This window comes from Propionivibrio sp., from assembly GCF_049316945.1.
In the GTDB taxonomy this organism is placed as follows: domain Bacteria; phylum Pseudomonadota; class Gammaproteobacteria; order Burkholderiales; family Rhodocyclaceae; genus Propionivibrio.
In genome coordinates, this window is sequence record NZ_JBMOJE010000115.1 from 1 (window position 1) to 15328 (window position 15328).

16 protein-coding genes are annotated in these 15328 nt (G+C 60.6%); 14 read left to right on the forward strand and 2 right to left on the reverse strand.

All coding sequences use genetic code 11. From position 1 onward, the window contains the following. From ACOYNV_RS20395 to ACOYNV_RS20450, 12 genes are all read left to right on the forward strand, one after another. Positions 1 to 587, forward strand: a 587-nt coding sequence (locus ACOYNV_RS20395) for an aminotransferase class V-fold PLP-dependent enzyme (RefSeq protein ID WP_422901649.1), incomplete at its 5' end; no start/stop codon positions are given. Positions 588 to 848: 261 nt separating this feature from the next. Further along, on the forward strand, positions 849 to 1877 hold the full coding sequence (locus tag ACOYNV_RS20400; RefSeq protein ID WP_422901650.1) for an ABC transporter substrate-binding protein: 1029 nt from the start codon (positions 849 to 851) through the stop codon (positions 1875 to 1877). Then, positions 1874 to 2683: an ABC transporter ATP-binding protein gene (locus ACOYNV_RS20405; protein WP_422901651.1), complete on the forward strand. Its 810-nt coding sequence runs from the start codon at positions 1874 to 1876 to the stop codon at positions 2681 to 2683. The genes ACOYNV_RS20400 and ACOYNV_RS20405 overlap by 4 nt, the downstream gene beginning before the upstream one ends. 16 nt (positions 2684 to 2699) lie before the next feature. Next, the gene (locus ACOYNV_RS20410; protein WP_422901652.1) at positions 2700 to 3509 is read left to right on the forward strand and encodes an ABC transporter permease; all 810 of its coding nucleotides are present in this window, start codon (positions 2700 to 2702) and stop codon (positions 3507 to 3509) included. 83 nt (positions 3510 to 3592) lie between these two features. Continuing rightward, on the forward strand, positions 3593 to 4609 hold the full coding sequence (locus tag ACOYNV_RS20415) for an SCO family protein (protein ID WP_422901653.1): 1017 nt from the start codon (positions 3593 to 3595) through the stop codon (positions 4607 to 4609). 217 nt (positions 4610 to 4826) lie between these two features. Beyond that, positions 4827 to 5834, forward strand: coding sequence for a CoA transferase subunit A (locus tag ACOYNV_RS20420; protein WP_422901654.1), 1008 nt, complete (start codon positions 4827 to 4829; stop codon positions 5832 to 5834). Further along, complete coding sequence (locus ACOYNV_RS20425) at positions 5831 to 6643, forward strand: CoA-transferase subunit beta (protein WP_422901655.1); 813 nt, start codon at positions 5831 to 5833, stop codon at positions 6641 to 6643. Before ACOYNV_RS20420 ends, ACOYNV_RS20425 begins: the two co-directional genes overlap by 4 nt. Positions 6644 to 6719: 76 nt before the next feature. After that, positions 6720 to 7538, forward strand: a complete 819-nt coding sequence (locus ACOYNV_RS20430) for an enoyl-CoA hydratase (protein ID WP_422901656.1) — start codon at positions 6720 to 6722, stop codon at positions 7536 to 7538. Between the two features lie 214 nt (positions 7539 to 7752). Further along, complete coding sequence (locus ACOYNV_RS20435) at positions 7753 to 8211, forward strand: CoA-binding protein (RefSeq protein ID WP_422901657.1); 459 nt, start codon at positions 7753 to 7755, stop codon at positions 8209 to 8211. Between the two features lie 11 nt (positions 8212 to 8222). Then, the gene (locus ACOYNV_RS20440; protein WP_422901658.1) at positions 8223 to 9509 is read left to right on the forward strand and encodes an O-acetylhomoserine aminocarboxypropyltransferase/cysteine synthase family protein; all 1287 of its coding nucleotides are present in this window, start codon (positions 8223 to 8225) and stop codon (positions 9507 to 9509) included. A 130-nt stretch (positions 9510 to 9639) separates the two neighbouring features. After that, positions 9640 to 9936 carry a type II toxin-antitoxin system MqsR family toxin gene (locus ACOYNV_RS20445; protein ID WP_422901659.1) on the forward strand — a complete coding sequence of 99 codons (297 nt, stop codon included), beginning with the start codon at positions 9640 to 9642 and terminating at the stop codon, positions 9934 to 9936. A 2-nt stretch (positions 9937 to 9938) separates the two neighbouring features. Next, positions 9939 to 10340, forward strand: coding sequence for a type II toxin-antitoxin system MqsA family antitoxin (locus tag ACOYNV_RS20450; protein ID WP_422901660.1), 402 nt, complete (start codon positions 9939 to 9941; stop codon positions 10338 to 10340). 569 nt (positions 10341 to 10909) lie between these two features. Here ACOYNV_RS20450 and ACOYNV_RS20455 read toward each other — a convergent pair. Both ACOYNV_RS20455 and ACOYNV_RS20460 read right to left on the reverse strand, forming a co-directional pair. Then, complete coding sequence (locus ACOYNV_RS20455; protein WP_422901661.1) at positions 10910 to 11803, reverse strand: class II glutamine amidotransferase; 894 nt, start codon at positions 11801 to 11803, stop codon at positions 10910 to 10912. A 34-nt stretch (positions 11804 to 11837) separates the two neighbouring features. Further along, positions 11838 to 12665, reverse strand: coding sequence for an EAL domain-containing protein (locus ACOYNV_RS20460; RefSeq protein ID WP_422901662.1), 828 nt, complete (start codon positions 12663 to 12665; stop codon positions 11838 to 11840). A 264-nt stretch (positions 12666 to 12929) separates the two neighbouring features. Between ACOYNV_RS20460 and epsC the strand changes: the two genes are divergently transcribed. Then, on the forward strand, positions 12930 to 13862 hold the full coding sequence (epsC, locus tag ACOYNV_RS20465; RefSeq protein WP_422901663.1) for a serine O-acetyltransferase EpsC: 933 nt from the start codon (positions 12930 to 12932) through the stop codon (positions 13860 to 13862). A 398-nt stretch (positions 13863 to 14260) separates the two neighbouring features. Further along, the gene (cysK, locus tag ACOYNV_RS20470) at positions 14261 to 15193 is read left to right on the forward strand and encodes a cysteine synthase A (RefSeq protein WP_422901664.1); all 933 of its coding nucleotides are present in this window, start codon (positions 14261 to 14263) and stop codon (positions 15191 to 15193) included. Positions 15194 to 15328 lie beyond the last annotated feature (135 nt).

Consider the following 15328-nt stretch of genomic DNA (forward strand, 5'->3'; position numbering starts at 1 on the left):
AGGCGCTCGATGCCGATTTCTTCGTCTTCTCCGGGCACAAGGTGTTCGGCCCGACGGGCATTGGCGCGGTCTATGGCAAGCAGGCGGTTCTCGACGAGATGCCACCGTGGCAGGGTGGTGGCAACATGATCGCCGATGTCACTTTCGAGAAGACGCTGTATCAGCCGGATCCGGCCAAGTTCGAAGCCGGCACCGGCAACATCGCCGATGCGGTGGGCCTCGGTGCGGCCATCGACTACGTCAATTCGATCGGCATCGAGAACATCACCCGCTACGAGCACGAACTACTGGTCTATGGAACATGCGGATTGCAGACGGTGCCGGGCCTGCGCATCATCGGCACGGCGAAGGAGAAGGCCGGCGTGCTGTCTTTCGTTCTGGAGGGTTTCAAGACGGAGGACGTCGGCGCCCTGCTCGACAAGGAAGGCATCGCGGTGCGCTCCGGCCACCACTGCGCACAGCCGATCCTGCGCCGGTTCGGGCTGGAAAGCACGGTGCGGCCTTCGCTGGCACCGTATAACACCTGCGAGGATCTCGATGCGCTGGTCACTGCGCTGCTGCGTATCAAGGGGGGCGGTGGGAGGTAGTTTCGGCAGGCTTGAAGATGGAGGGGGCGATAGGCCCCCTCTGTCTTTCCGTGTCGGCTTTGAGCGCGTGGTCTTGCACGATTATTCAAGACGGGACTGTGGCCATCACGAAAACCCCATGAGCAAACCGCCTTTCACTCAATCCTCTGCAATCCGATATATCTAAAGAAGAACTTCATCGTTCCCTCGGTGCCGGGCCGTCGCTATATTGCGACGCAGCAAGCCAATACCCGATTACGACACGGATCACAGGAGAACCAAATGAAGTTGCTCATCCCCTTAGTCAAACTCGTCGCCACCGGCGTTCTGCTGGCCGGCGCCCTGGGCCAGGCCGAGGCCGAATCGCTCAAGGTCGGCTACCTGCCGGTCACCGGCCACGCCAAGTATTTCGTCGCCCAGGAACAGGGCCTGTTCAAGAAGGAAGGCCTTGATGTCGAACTGATCGAGTTCCAGAACTCGGCCGACGGCATCAACGCGGTGATCGCCGGCAAGCTCGATGTCGGCACCTTCGGCACCACCGCTCCCCTGCTCTTCTACTCGAAGGGTTCGGACATCAAGATCATCGGCGGCGTCATGGGCCAGGACGCCGCTCTCGTGGCCAAGCCGGAGATCGCCGCTAGCATCCGCACGCTGGCCGACCTCAAGGGCAAGAAAATCGCCACTGTGCGCCTCGCCTCGGGCGACGCCGTACTGCGTGGCGCGCTCAAGGAGGCCAAGCTCAACTGGAAGACCGACGTGCAGATATTCGAACTGAAGAATCCCGCCGCCGTGCTCGAAGCTGTCAAGTCCGGCCAGGTTGACGCCGGCCTGGTCTGGGGTCCGCACGATCTGCGTGCGGAAAAGCAGGGCTTGAAAGTCGTCATCCGTTCGGGTGATCTGCAGGCCGGCCATCCTTGCTGCCGCATCGTCGTCAATAGCGCCAAGCTGAAAGACAGCGCGGTGCTTGAACGCTTCCTGCGTGCCGTATTGCAGGCCGAGAAGTACGCTACCGAGCATCGCAAGGAAACAATCGACGCGATTGCCAAATACATCAAGCTCGACCGCGACATTCTCGAAGGCGGCTATTACTCGCCCAACCTGGATCAGAGCAGCGACCCCAATGTAAGAGGCGTGCAGAAATTCTGGCTGACCATGGTCGGTTCCGAGTTCATCGAAGGCAAGCGTCCGCTGGACCCGATTTTCGAACCGTCGGTGTACAAGAACGCGCTCGAATCGCTGGCCAAGGAAAGCCCCAAGGACCCCTTCTGGCAGGTTCGCCTCAAGCAATTCAAGGAACGGGACACGCTGTGAGCCTGACGCAACTTTCCGGCAATGCCGGCCTGGCGATCGACAATGTCAGCTTCGCCTATGGCGCGGGTGACATCGTCCTGCGCCGGGTCGCGCTGGAAGTGCCCGAAGGGCGCTTCCTCGCCCTGCTCGGACCGAGCGGCTCGGGGAAATCCACCCTGCTGCGTTTGCTCGCTGGCCTCGAAGTGCCGAGCGCCGGCCGGCTGATCTGGAAGGGTGTCGACATCACCGGTCCAGGCATCGACCGTGCAGTGGTCTTCCAGAACTACTCGCTGTTCCCGTGGTACACGGTGCTCGATAACGTCGCCCAGGCCGTCGCCAAGGCGCATCCCAGGTTCTCGCGCAGTGAACGGCGTGAGAAAGCGCTCGACTATCTGACCCGCGTCGGTCTGGCTGATGCGGCCACGAAATACCCCTTCCAGCTTTCCGGCGGCATGCAGCAGCGCGCCGCCATTGCCCGTGCGCTGGCACTCGAAGCGCCGGTGCTGTTGATGGACGAACCCTTCGGCGCACTCGACCCGATCAATCGCGGCAAACTGCAGGATCTGCTGCTCGAAGTCTGGCAAAGCACCAGCCCACGCCGCACCATCGTCTTCGTCACGCACGACGTCGATGAAGCGCTCTACCTCGGCGACCGCGTCGCAGTGCTCGGTGCCTCGCCCGGTCGCCTGCTGGCCGAAATCGACGTGCCTTTCGCTCGCCCGCGCCAGCGCGCTGAGTTGTTCGCCTCCGACGCCTTCCATCTGCTGCGCGAAGACATCGCCGAACGGCTTGACGCGGATGTGCTTTCCGGTCTTTCCACCGTCTGACGTGAAGGAATCCAACGTGTCCAGGACTATCGCTTTCGAAGTGGAAACCTCCACGATTTCTGCCGCCCAAAAACCGGCTTCGCGCTATCTGCCGGCGTGGGAACCGCTCGCCCTGTGGGCCTTCCTGCTGCTTTCCTGGCAGGCGTCGACACTGGTCATCGACGCGAACACCAATCCGCTGCTGCCGGCCCCCGACATCGTTGCCCGCGCGCTCTGGGAGTCGCTGCCCGAACTGTGGAAAGGCACGGTCTCGTCCTTCCTCATCCTGCTGCCGGGCTATGCCTTGGCGCTCATCGCGGGCGTCGTGCTCGGTCTCGTTGCCGGCATCGTTCCCGGGCTCGGCCGTGCCTTCTTCCCCTTCGCCCGGGTTGTCGCGCCGGTACCACCAACTGTCTACATACCCTACGCCATCGCCGTGCTGCCGACCTTCCACCTCTCGGCCACCTTCATCGTTTTCATCGGCGCCTTCTGGCCGATCTTCCAGAATGCCGCAGCCGGCGCCCAGGCAGTCGAAGCGCGGCACCGCGACAATGCGCGCGTGCTAGGTTTCTCGCGTCTGGAAACGCTGATCCGGGTGATCTTCCCGGCCAGCTTGCCGCACATCTTCGCCGGCATGGCTGTCGGCCTCGGCTTCTCCTTCATCCTGCTCACCGTCGCCGAATTATTCGGCGCCAACGCCGGGCTGGGCCGCTTCGTTCAGTATTACGCCGACTTCGCCGACTACCCGCGCATGGTCGCCGGGATTGTCTATACCGGACTCATAACCTGGCTGGCCATGACCGGCCTCGATGCCCTGCGCCACCGGGCGCTGTTCTGGCTGCGCTGAGGGTCAGGGTGATTTTCAATATTTTCCGGCGTGCATTGGCTGTTAATGCCCGATTTGCTGCCCTTGCCCTTACGGCTCTATGTTTGGGAACTTCAGGCCCGGCGTTCGCCGCGCTGTTTTCGGCTGACGGGCTTGATCTCGCCGCCGAACTGAAGCGTGCCGAAGGCGACGGTCGCCACCTCGCCGTCTATTTCGAACTGCCCGACTGCAGCGGTTGCCGCGACATGAAGCAGCACGTATTTTCCGAACGGCGTGCGGAACGCGATTTCGGCCGCCAATTCCGCACGGTGCGGGTTGATCTGGCCGCCACCGGAGCCATCGTCGACACCGACAGCAAGCGCATCACCCCGGTTGCTCTTGCCCAGCGCCTGCGCATCGTCGGCACGCCGGCCTTCGCCTTCTTTGGCTCTAACGGTGCACTGAATTACCGCCACGTCGGTAGCCTCCCCGTTCCGGACGATTTTGTCAGCCTCGGCCGATTCGTGAGCGAAGCGGCCTATGAAAATGAGCCTTTCGCCGAATATCGCCGACGCAACGGCAGCGCGCTGCACGCCGACACCAGTCCACTGGCACGGCAGCTTGCAGGGCAACAAAAACTCGACTTCGAACTGCGCGACCAGCACGGACGCCTGCGCCGCCTTGCCGATTTTCGCGGCCAGGCCGTTGCACTGACGGTCGGCTATACGCACTGCCCGGACGTCTGCCCGACGACGCTGGCCGAGTTGATGGTGGCCGTCAATGCGCTGGGAAGCGACGCACGCCATGTGCAAGTGCTGTTCGCCACCATCGACCCGGAACGTGACACGCAAAAGATGCTCGGTGCCTACGTCGCCGCCTTTCGTCCCGATTTCCTGGCGCTGCGCGGGAATCCGCTACAGACGGCCGACTTCATCCGCCGTTTCTCGCTGGTCGCTGAAAAACAGCCCTCTGCCAGCCAAGGCTACACCGTGGATCACACTGCAGGCGTCTTCCTCTTCGACCGAAACGGCCGCCTGCGCGGCGTCTCGCCTTACGGCCAGCCGCTCAACCTGCTGACCGAAGACCTCAAATCGCTGGCAGCCGAGAGTCACCGCCACGCACCGCAACTGAGCAAACGCTAAGAGGCTATGAAAATATCAAGAATCCATGGCCCGAGGCCAGGCTACGCGCCCGCAGAGCCGCAAAGGCGCAGAGGTTTCGCAGAGAAAACCTTTAAAAACAGTAGGGTTCCTCTGCGTTTTCTCTGCGCCTTTGCGGCTCTGCGGTGGGTGTTAAGGCATTTTTCCACAGCCGCTGAGTTCTCCAAAACAACAAGCCACGAAAGCCACAAAATCCCCAATGAGTACCAGCAAACTGATTTCCCTGCCCGAAGCCGCTCGCCGTTACGCTGCCGATGGCATCCAGTACGCCAGCGGCGCTGCCCTGCCGGTTGGTGCCGACGCCATTGCCTTTGGCCGCGAACTGCTCCGCCAAGGGCGCAAAGAACTGCACGCCATTTTCCACTGCAACACGCAGCAGCTCAATCTGCTGGCCGCCGCCGGCGCGGTGGATAAGGCCGAATGCGGCTTCTCCGGCCTTGAAGGCTTCGGTTTTGCCAACGGCCTGCGGCGCGCCGTCGAAAGCGGCCGGTTGGCACTTGAAGATTACTCAAATCTGGCCATGGCACTTCGCCTGCTGGGCGGCGCGCTCAAGTGGCCGTTCGTGCCGGCGACCGTCAATATCGGCTCCGACATCGCCCAGCGCAGTGCCTTCGCACCCGAGGCTTATCCGGCCACCAACAAGATTCCGGCTATCACCGACCCGTTTTCCGGTCGCGTCCTCGGCGCCTTTTCGCCCCTGAACCCTGACCTCGCCGCCATCCACGTGACGTTGGCCGACGTCGACGGCAACGCGATCATGATCGGCACCGAATGGAGCCGCTTCGAATTGTCACGCGCGGCGAAGAAGGTGGTGCTGATTGCCGACCACATCGTCGACACCGATTGCATGCGCCAGTACCCCAATCTGGTACGCATCCCCGGCATCATCGTCGAGGCCGTCGTATGGTGGCCTTATGCAGCCTGGCCGCAGGCCTCTCCCGGTGTGCACGATGTCGACGAGGCGCACATGCGCCTGATGAACGAATGGCTGGCGACCGAGGAAGGCACGGCACGCTACCTCGAAAAATTCGTCCATTCCTATACCGACATCGATGACTACCTTGACCTGATTGGCCGCGACGTGATCGAAAAATTGAACGACGGGCCGACGCGCTTCCTGCTCGACCCATACCGCCAATGGATAAGAACGCAATCCGAGATCGAGGCACTGCTCTCGCTCAACACGCCGGAAAGGAAAGCGGCATGAGCATCACTCAAGAAGCAAAAGCCCTGCCCTACACCCGCCAGGAAATGATGGCGATTGCCGCCGGGCGCGAGATTCGCGACGGCGAACTGGCCATCTTCGGCGTCGGCCTGTCGATGCTCGCCGGCTATTTTGCCCAGGCCCACCACGCGCCCAATGTGCGCACCATGACCGAAGGCGGTGTTTACGGTGCGACGCCGGTCGGCGGCCTGCCCTGGGGGATCGAGTGCAATCGCCTCTCAGCCAACGCCGTCAGCTTCACCAACGCCCTCGACGCGCTCGGCTGCCTGGTCGCCTCCGGGCGCTGCGACGTCGGTCTGATCGGCGCCGCGCAGGTGGACAAGTTCGGCAACGTCAATACCACCGGCATTTGGGGCGAGGCCCTCGGCGAACGCTACACGCCGCCTAAAACCCGCCTGACCGGGGCCGGAGGCGCCAACGACATCGCCACTGGCGCCAAACGCGTAGTAATCATGGTCGGCCATGAGAAAAAGCGCTTCGTCGACAAGGTCGATTACATTTCATCGCCCGGCTACCTCGAAGGCGGCGATGCACGCCAGCGCCATGGCTTCGTCGGCGGCGGCCCCTCGGCGATTGTCACCACGCTGGGCATCCTGCGCCCGCATCCGGAAACCAGGGAATTCGAACTGAGCGGCTGGTTCAACTTTGCCAGCATCGACGAAATCATCGCCAGTACCGGCTGGGCGCTGAAGGTATCACCGAGCGCCCACGTACTTCCCGAACCCAGCGCAGGGGAACTGGCGGTGCTGCGCCGGGTAGATGAAACCGGTATGCTACGCAAACAGGCGTGAGCATGAAGTACGCCTTGAATGCCACCCGACCCTGCCGGCCGGGTCGGACGACCTTCAATCCAACCCTGGAAAAGCGATGAACCCTAGCCAAACCCAAGCAGCCCAAGCGTCCCAACAAACCTCGTTCGTCCTGCGCAACGACGCGAACGGCGTTGCCTTCCTGTCCCTCAACCGGCCGCAGGCGCGCAACGCCTTGTCGCAGGCAATGATCGACGCGCTACAGGTTGAATTCGACGCCATCGCCACCGACGCGGCGGTACATGTCGTCGTACTGTCCGGCGAAGGCCCGGCGTTTTGCGCCGGACACGACCTAAAGGAAATGCGTGCCGCTGGCTATACCGAGACCTATGCCGAAGCGCTGTTCGACGCCTGCGCGCTATTGATGCAACGCATCGTCTCGCTGCCACAACCGGTCATCGCCCGCGTGCATGGCATCGCCACGGCCGCCGGTGCGCAACTGGTGGCCAGCTGTGATCTGGCGATTGCTGCCGACAACACCCGCTTTGCCACCCCCGGCGTGAACATCGGCCTCTTCTGCTCGACACCGATGGTCGCGCTGTCACGCAACGTCAGCCACAAGCACGCCATGCAGTTGCTGCTCACCGGCGACCTGATCGACGCCGCCACCGCACTGCGTTTCGGCCTGATCAATGAGGCCGTGCCGGAAGCCGAACTCGATGCCGCCGTCGCCACGCTGGCCGGCAAGATCGCCTCGAAGTCCCGCCACACCGTCGTTATCGGCAAAGAAGCCTTCTACCGGCAAGCCGCCCTGCCGCTGGCCGAAGCCTACGACTATACCAAGGGCGTAATGGTCGCCAACCTGCAGGCGCGTGACGCACAGGAAGGCATCGCCGCCTTCATCGACAAGCGCCCGCCGGTCTGGTGCAATAGATAACCCTAAAAATCGTAGTTCAAACCACGGCGACACGGCGGGCACAACGAAAAACTTCAGCATTTCAGGATTTCATGGCTCACCCAAAGGGTGATTCATGAAAACATTGCAAGCCATTGTTTTACGCTGTGCCCGCCGTGTCGCTGTGGTCAACTGCTTTTTCCAGGATAACAAGTTTGCGAACCAGTCCGGTCCAAGCCGTTCCAGAGAGGAAAAAATGAGCGACATTGTCACCTTGCGCCGCGTGCTGCGCGACAGCCACACGATTGCCGTCGTCGGCCTGTCGGCTGAATGGCACCGACCCAGCTACTTCGCCGCAAAATACATGCAGCAACACGGCTACCGGATCGTTCCGGTGAACCCGAAATACCCGGAAATCCTTGGCGAAAAGAGCTATCCGGATCTCAAATCGATCCCCTTCCCGGTCGATCTCGTCGACGTCTTCCGCAAGCCGCAGGACTGCGTGCCGATTGCACAGGACGCCGTGGCCATTGGCGCCAGGGTGCTATGGCTGCAGATCGGCGTGATCAACGAGGAGGCGAAGCAGATCGCCGAAGACGCCGGACTCACGGTGATTGTGGATCGCTGCGTGAAGATCGAATACGCCCGCCTGTTCGGCGGCCTCAACTGGATGGGCGTGAACACCGGTATCATCTCCGCCCGCCGGCCCCTCTGAAAGGAAACACCATGGCCGACCACCAATTCGGATTCGACACCCTCAGCCTGCACGCCGGACAAATTCCCGATGCGGCGACCGGCAGCCGCGCGGTGCCGATCTACCAAACCACCTCGTACGTTTTCGACAGCCCGGAGCACGCCGCCAGCCTGTTCAATCTGCAAACCTTCGGCAACGTCTATTCGCGCCTGTCCAACCCGACGGTCGCGGTGCTCGAAGAACGTATTGCTGCACTGGAAGGCGGTCGAGCGGCGGTGGCTCTGGCCAGCGGCATGGCGGCACAGATGATCGCCCTGCTCAACATCGTGGAAGCCGGTGACGAGATCGTTGCCGCGCGAACGCTGTACGGCGGCACGCATACGCAACTCGACGTGAACTTCCGCAAGCTCGGCATCAACACCATCTTCGTCGACTCCGACGATCCGGAAAACTTCGCCCGCGCGATCACGCCAAAAACCAAAGCGCTTTATGCCGAAACGCTCGGCAATCCCTCGCTCAATGTGCTCGACATCGAGCGCGTGGCGAGCATCGCCAACGGAGCTGGCCTGCCGCTGTTCATCGACAACACCTTCGCCTCGCCGTACCTGTGCCGACCCTTCGAATTCGGTGCGGCAATCATCGTGCATTCCGCGACCAAGTTCCTCGGCGGGCATGGCACGACGATGGGCGGCGTCATCGTCGAATCGGGAAAATTCCCCTGGGGCAACGGCAATTTCCCCGGCATGACCGAGCCCTCCCCCGGCTACCACGGCGTACGTTTTTACGAGACTTTCGGCGACTTCGGGTTTACCGCCAAGTGCCGCATGGAAGGCTTGCGCACCTTTGGCCCGGCGCTCGCGCCGTTCAGCGCCTTCCTGCTGCTACAGGGCGTTGAAACGCTGTCGTTGCGCATGGAACGGCACTGCTCGAATGCGCTCGCCGTCGCTAAATTCCTTGAAGCGCATCCGAGCGTCGAGTGGGTCAATTATCCCGGCCTGCCGTCCAGCAAGTACCACGCGCTGGCCCAGAAATATCTGCCACGCGGCAGCGGCGCGGTGCTTACCTTCGGCATCAAGGGCGGTGCGGCGGCCGGGCAGAAGTTCATCGACAGCGTGCAGTTTCTCTCGCATCTGGCCAACATCGGCGACGCCAAGACGCTGGTCATTCACCCGGCATCGACGACGCACCGGCAGATGGACGAGGAACAACTGATCGCTGCCGGCGTGCCGCCCGACCTGATCCGTCTCTCGGTCGGCCTGGAAACGCTGGACGACATTCTCTGGGATATTGACCAGGCGCTGGCCAAGGCGACGCGTTAGCGTGAAAGTCGCGTGAGCGACGCTCAAAACCGCAAAACCGGGGACACCACGGTTTTCAGAGCAGGGGAAACAGGAAACTGTGGTCCCAGGTTTTTCTTGCTTAAAAAACCTAATAGGTTAATATGCTGCTATGGGAAAGCACAAACCGTATAGCCTGCTGTCTGCCGTTAAAGCCTTGATTGTCGGCGGCAAGGGGAGGATAACGCAGAGCGCTGTGAACGGAGGTCGACTGCTCGGCTTTGATGAAAGCGGAATTATTGAGACGGTTTTGGCGCTTACGCCTGCCGACTTTTACAAGAGCATGACAACGCACGCGGATCATACAATCTGGCAAGACGTATACCGGCCAAGCTTACCAGCTGGCGATGTGTACCTGAAGTTGACCGTTCTGGATGATGTGCTGATTGTGTCGTTTAAGGAGCTATGAAAATGAAATGTCCTATTTGTGGCGCGGTGGAATTAGTGCACGACACTCGTGACGTGTCTTTTACGTATAAAGGCGAAACGACAATCGTTCCAGACGTAACTGGTGACTTTTGCCCGGCTTGTGCCGAGTCGATTTTAGACATGTCGGCGGCTCGGCGTTATGGCGATCAGGTGGGCGATTTCATCAAACAAGTCAATGCGGCGATTATTGATCCAACGTTTATTGTTAGCGTCCGCAAAAAGCTGGATCTCGACCAACGCGAAGCCAGTACCCTCTTCGGTGGTGGCGTTAATGCCTTCTCCCGATACGAGAAAGGCAAGACAAAGCCACCCCTTGCTTTGGTGAAGCTGCTGAAGATATTGGATCGACACCCTGATTTGTTGGCAGAAGTCCGGTCGGCCTGATAGGCCGAGCAACGAAACCTGGGACACGGTTTTCAGAGCAGGGGATACAGAAAACCGTGGTCTGTCCCAGGTTTTCCCCACACTAAAAACCGTGGTCTGACCCGGTTTTTCCGCCGGTTGTACCCAAGCCCGGTAGGGTGCGCAAATTCTTTTCTTTGCGCACGCGGAATCCCCTCGCGCCGACGTGCTCGATCCGCCGGGTGGTGCGCAACGCTTCGCGTTTCACACCCTACCAAACCGCACGCGGGCGCATGGTGGCGATGTCTTGAGGGCAATAGGGGACACGTTTTTCGAATAATAGGGGACGGTTTTCAGAGCGGGGGAAACAGGAAACCGTGGTCTGTTACCGGTTGTACCCAAGAGATACTGAGCGAACCATTTAAACGGTCGACCCACGTGCGCAAATGAGATTTGCACACACTACAAGTCGGATAACCGCATGAACAGGCATTCAACAAGTGATATTCCTGAAGAGTGCCGCATTCATTGGCTCTTCAAACATATGCCTTATAGAACGCCTTTTGACGAGGCTTCTGGGACAGAGGCCAGGCGCTGGCCAAGGCGACGCGTTAAATGAGTTGGGGCACCGGTTCGGCCAGGCTATCCATAGCTGGCGCGAGTTGGCTGAAAAATCGACGCATCGCGGAGCCTGTATTTTCCCGATCAGCGCTATTCACTCCCGCAACCGTTGCTGATCTTGCCACTACTTCACCATCGCTGAAGCACCACAGACTGCCGGCGGGCATCGACACCCACGGCTCGTTGTCAGTCAATGGGGCGGTGGCAATGACCACGGTACGTGTCGCCGAATCAATACTGCTCCCAAAATCGACGCTAAGGTCTTCGTCAATCAGGTGGGCGTTAGCAAAAGGCGCTTGTCGAACGAGGTAGCTAAGACGCGTGGAACTGTGTGCAAACAGGCATTCTCCATTGGACAGCAGAAAGTTCACCACCCCGTAGCGGGTGAGGTCCATGGTCAATCGGCGCAAGCAATCGAACAGACGCGCGTGGTCGGGCTGTTGTGCTCCAAATTTTTCCTGCAAATTTTGCATCAGCCAGCAGAAAGCAAGCTCGCTGTCGGTCGTACCCTGCGGCTGGAAATTGGCTTTCAAGTCGGGCGCAAAGTTTTCAAGGTTGCCGTTGTGCGCGAAAACCCACTGTTGCCCCCATAACTCACGGGTGAACGGATGCGTGTTCTCCAGGCGAACCTCGCCTTGAGTAGCCTTGCGGATATGAGCGATGACGTTGGTCGACAGTACCGGCTGCACACATACCTGATCGGCAAGACGTGAGCTTGAGGAAGGGTGAGGTTCATGAAGAATCCGAGCCCCTCGCCCCTCAAAGAAAGCGATTCCCCATCCATCCGTGTGAATGTCGGTAACCCCGCCACGCGCCTTGAATCCGGTAAAGGAAAAACAAAGGTCGGTAGGCTTGTTGCTGTTCATCCCGAGTAATTGGCACATGATGTAGTTGACCTGTGTGGTTTCGAAGCCGAAGCTAGGCCGCCTGCGACAATAAGGGCGACTCGGGCGACATGTATGGGGCCCTTTCCTGAGCATTCACCTGCAGCAGATCAAAACCGCCTTCCTGCGCATCGCGGCGCAGCGCTGCCGCATCCAGACCTCCGATCATCACTTGCGCCCCAAGCTCATGCAACCGGTCGACCATGCGCTGGAGCGGGCGCGTCGAGGAGAAAAGCAGCGGATCGAACTTGACGATGGACGGGCGGATTTCCTGTAGCAGGTTGAAGTCAATCGCCCGCCGCCCGAAGCGGCCGACGGCAATGCCATAACCGCGTGACTTGTAGCTGGCGATGGCCTGCACCAGATGCGCGGCATCGTCCACCCCGTCGATCTCGATCTCCAGCGTGATCTGCTTTGGCAGCAGACCGCAAGCGCGCAGCACTTCCTCGAAAGCCAGGCCGTGATCGGCCGCCACGCTGGCCACGTGGCGCGGATGCACCTTGAGTAGCAGCGTGCCGCGCGCATGGCGGTTCAGATAGGTCAGGTAATTCAGCGCATGCAGGGTGCGCACCAGCCGGTCGAGATAGATGAACTCCGCGTCATCGCCCGGCAGCACGAAGACGGCCTCGGGTTCGAGCAACTGATGATTTTTCAGGCCAATGGTGTACAGACCGGCGGCGTGGCCGGTCAGCTTGCCAGTGGCGGTATCGATGATCGGCGAAAAGTACGATTCGAGACGCAGGTTGGCAAAGTTCACGAACACCCGGCCCGCTTCGGAAACGAAGGGCGTTGTCGAGCGCAGGCCGGCACCGGGCAGCGGATGCTGTGTATTCAAGTAGCGAACAAAATCGGAGAGCGGCATGGTCAGGCGTCTTCATCAAGGTTGGGCGGCAGTTGCCATGAACTCAAGATAAGCCAATCTCCAGTCTTATGGAACGAACTTGTTCTAACTAGCTTATTCCCTGCAAGCATATGACCGAAGAAGAAGAGCAACGACAAGGCGTGCCGAGCAGGCCATATTCGGTGTGCTGATATGGATATAGCAATTAAGTCGTTGGGATGGCAGAAGGCGGCTGATAAATTACGCCCTTCCTTACTGATCTGCTTCTTGAGCAACGACCAACCCATGCAAGCACGACAAGTCCAACACCTCCGCAACAGTGAAACTGTCCAATCGAACTGGGATCTGGCCGTGCTCGTCGGCGAGTTGCGCACATCCCGCGAAAGCACGCACAGCGTGCGCCACAAGGGGCGTATCCGCGAGTTGCCATCTCGCGAGGTGCTGGCGCAGATCGTCGACGGCCTGGCCAGCGCCCTCTTTCCGACGCATTACGGACATCGCGACCTGACCGACGAGAGCGTCGATTATTTCGTCGGCAACACGCTCAACAGCGTGCTGACCGATCTTGCCGAACAGGTGCGGCGCGGGCTGTTCTTCGTATCCACCGAGGATGCGGAGAACGACGCGGCGTTGCAGCACAAGGCGATCGACATCACCCGCCGTTTCGCCGCCCAGTTGCCGCACGTCCGCGCCCTGCTAGTCAGTGATCTGCACGCTGCCTTCGAGGGTGATCCGGCAGCGACCAGTTTTGCCGAAATCCTGCTCTGCTATCCGGGCCTGAGCGCCATCATCAATTACCGTCTGGCGCACGCCCTCTACGAACTGGGCGCGCCCTTCCTGGCGCGGCTGATCTCGGATATCGCGCATTCGACGAGCGGCATCGACATCCATCCTGGCGCCTCTATCGGCGGCAGTTTTTTCATCGACCACGGCACCGGCGTGGTAGTCGGCGAAACCACGATCATCGGCGAACGCGTCCGCCTCTATCAGGCGGTGACGCTCGGCGCCAAGCGTTTCCCCGTCGATGCACACGGCAACCTGGTCAAGGGCGGCGCCCGCCACCCGATCGTCGAGGACGACGTGGTCATCTACGCTGGCGCCACCGTGCTCGGACGCATCACCATCGGCCGCGGGTCGAGCATCGGCGGCAACGTCTGGCTGACGCACAGCGTGCCGCCGGGCAGCAATGTGACGCAGGCGCAGACGCGTGCTGATTGAAAGCAAGCGCTTTCGACTCAGAGGCTGTGAATTATTTGGCGCAGTCATCCAGGACCGTCATTCCGGCGAAAGCCGGAATCCAGTTCGTTCATCTGATATCCATGAAAACAATTAGATTGACGAGCTGGACCCCGGCCTTCGCCGGGGTGACGAGCGAGGATATCAGGCTGAAATGAATTTTTCACAACCTCTCAGAGGGCGCAGAGGCGCAGGGGTCGCAGAGGAAAACATGGAAATACAAAGCAAATGCTGTCGAAAAAACGTTTATCGATGTGGGTTACAGCGAATTCATCTCTGCGTTCTCTGCGCCTCTGCGCCCTCTGCGTCGAAAGCGGTTTCCATCATCTTTATCGAATTACCGTAGCCACTTCCCACTCAACCCTTCCAGGAGAATCATCATGAGCATCGCCAATAGCGTCACCGATCTGATCGGCAACACCCCGCTGGTCCGCATCAACCGACTGACGGCAGGGGCCGGAGCCACGGTGGCGGCCAAGCTGGAGTTCTTCAATCCGGCGCACAGCGTCAAGGACCGAATCGGCGAGGCGATGATCGCCGCTGCCGAGAAGGCCGGCCAGATCAAGGCGGACACCATCCTGGTCGAGCCGACCAGCGGCAATACCGGCATCGCGCTGGCCATGGTCGCCGCCGCACGCGGTTACAAGATCGTGCTGACCATGCCCGAGACCATGAGCAAGGAGCGCCGCGCGCTGCTGCGCGCCTTCGGTGCCGAACTGATCCTGACCCCCGGCCCGGACGGCATGGGCGGAGCGATCAAGAAGGCCGAGGAACTCGCTGCATCCGACCCGCGTTATCTGCTGCTGCAGCAGTTCAACAATCCGGCCAACCCGGAAATCCACCGCCTGACGACGGCCGAGGAAATCTGGCGCGATACGGAAGGCAAGGTCGACATCCTGATCTCCGGCGTCGGCACCGGCGGCACGATTACCGGCGTCGGCGAAGTGATCAAGTCGCGCAAGCCTTCGTTCCAGGCCATCGCCGTCGAACCTGATGCTTCGCCGGTACTTTCGGGCGGCGCCAAGGGGCCGCATCCGATCCAGGGCATCGGCGCCGGCTTCGTGCCGCAAGTGCTCAACACCAGGATTTTCGACGAGGTGATCCGCGTCAGGAACGAGGACGCCTTCGCCTTCGCCCGCCGCGCCGCACGCGAGGAAGGGTTGCTGGTCGGCATCTCGTCTGGCGCTGCCTTGTGGGCAGCGGTGGAGGTGGCGAAACGGCCGGAAAATACGGGCAAGCTGATCGTGGTGATCATTCCGTCGTTCGGCGAACGCTATCTGAGTACGGCGCTGTTTGCCGATCTGGTGGACTGAGGAGGTTTCCCCGTACAGGTGCGCTGAGTAATCAGCGCACCATTTTTCGGTAAATGAGGCCCATCAGGGAATTCAATACCGTCAGACGACCTGACCTCTAGGATATTGTGATGTCCACAAAGTCAGCGCGAACAG

What these genes read in the sequence shown, in the direction of transcription:
- ACOYNV_RS20400 (WP_422901650.1), top strand. Translation starts at nt 849, where the DNA reads ATGAAGTTGCTCATCCCCTTAGTCAAACTCGTCGCCACCGGCGTTCTG.
- ACOYNV_RS20420 (WP_422901654.1), top strand. Translation starts at nt 4,827, where the DNA reads ATGAGTACCAGCAAACTGATTTCCCTGCCCGAAGCCGCTCGCCGTTAC.
- ACOYNV_RS20425 (WP_422901655.1), top strand. Translation starts at nt 5,831, where the DNA reads ATGAGCATCACTCAAGAAGCAAAAGCCCTGCCCTACACCCGCCAGGAA.
- ACOYNV_RS20430 (WP_422901656.1), top strand. Translation starts at nt 6,720, where the DNA reads ATGAACCCTAGCCAAACCCAAGCAGCCCAAGCGTCCCAACAAACCTCG.
- ACOYNV_RS20435 (WP_422901657.1), top strand. Translation starts at nt 7,753, where the DNA reads ATGAGCGACATTGTCACCTTGCGCCGCGTGCTGCGCGACAGCCACACG.
- ACOYNV_RS20440 (WP_422901658.1), top strand. Translation starts at nt 8,223, where the DNA reads ATGGCCGACCACCAATTCGGATTCGACACCCTCAGCCTGCACGCCGGA.
- ACOYNV_RS20445 (WP_422901659.1), top strand. Translation starts at nt 9,640, where the DNA reads ATGGGAAAGCACAAACCGTATAGCCTGCTGTCTGCCGTTAAAGCCTTG.
- ACOYNV_RS20450 (WP_422901660.1), top strand. Translation starts at nt 9,939, where the DNA reads ATGAAATGTCCTATTTGTGGCGCGGTGGAATTAGTGCACGACACTCGT.
- ACOYNV_RS20455 (WP_422901661.1), bottom strand. Translation starts at nt 11,803, where the DNA reads ATGTGCCAATTACTCGGGATGAACAGCAACAAGCCTACCGACCTTTGT.
- ACOYNV_RS20460 (WP_422901662.1), bottom strand. Translation starts at nt 12,665, where the DNA reads ATGCCGCTCTCCGATTTTGTTCGCTACTTGAATACACAGCATCCGCTG.
- epsC (WP_422901663.1), top strand. Translation starts at nt 12,930, where the DNA reads ATGCAAGCACGACAAGTCCAACACCTCCGCAACAGTGAAACTGTCCAA.
- cysK (WP_422901664.1), top strand. Translation starts at nt 14,261, where the DNA reads ATGAGCATCGCCAATAGCGTCACCGATCTGATCGGCAACACCCCGCTG.